Raw genomic sequence first — 808 nt, forward strand, 5'->3', positions numbered from 1 at the left:
CCGCGTCCACGCTGAAGTTCAGGCAGGTGGCGGCCCAGTAGAAGGCTTCGAGCTGTTTGAGGGTCATGGCGATATTTTCACAAAAGCGAAACATTGATTCCGATTTATTTCGCTTTTCTTTGGAATTGCGCCCTCCTACATTGGCTGGCAATGCCTACGCCTGCCGTCCCTGCCGCTTCCGCCACGCCACCGCGCCGCCTGCGCGGCGTGCTGTCGCTTGACGATTTCGAGCGGCTGGCGCGGCGCCACCTGCCGCGCCCCATCCATGCCTACATCAGCGGGGCGGTGGAGGACAACGCCTCGCTGGCGGACAACCGCCGCGCCTTTGCCGAGCTGGCCTTCGTGCCGCGCGCGCTGGTGGGCGTGGCACAGCGCGATCCCTCCTTCGAGCTGTTCGGGCGCCGCTACGGGGCGCCCTTCGGCGTGGCGCCCATGGGCATTGCCGCGCTTTCGGCCTACCGGGGCGACCTGGTGCTGGCCCAGGCCGCACAGCAGGCGGGCGTGCCGGCCATCATGAGCGGCTCCTCGCTGATCCGGCTGGAGGAGGTGATGGCGGCCGCGCCCCACACCTGGTTCCAGGCCTACCTGCCGGGTGACCAGGGCCAGATCGATGCGCTGCTGGACCGCGTGGCCGCCGCCGGCGTGCAGACCCTGGTGATCACGGTGGACACGCCCGTGGCCGCCAACCGCGAGAACAATGTGCGCGCCGGTTTCTCCACGCCGCTGCGGCCCGGGCCGGGCCTGGCCTGGCAGGGCATCAGCCATCCGCGCTGGCTGTTCGGCAGCTTTCTCAAGACCCTGTGGCGCC

General features: G+C 68.9%; 1 protein-coding gene. It reads left to right on the plus strand.

The window, feature by feature from the left end; genetic code table 11:
* Positions 1-150 precede the first annotated feature (150 nt).
* Positions 151-808, plus strand: a 658-nt coding sequence (locus L995_RS25395; protein WP_047474111.1) for an alpha-hydroxy acid oxidase, incomplete at its 3' end; no start/stop codon positions are given.

The sequence above is a fragment of the Delftia sp. ZNC0008 genome (assembly GCF_000799035.1).
Lineage (GTDB): Bacteria > Pseudomonadota > Gammaproteobacteria > Burkholderiales > Burkholderiaceae_C > Comamonas > Comamonas tsuruhatensis.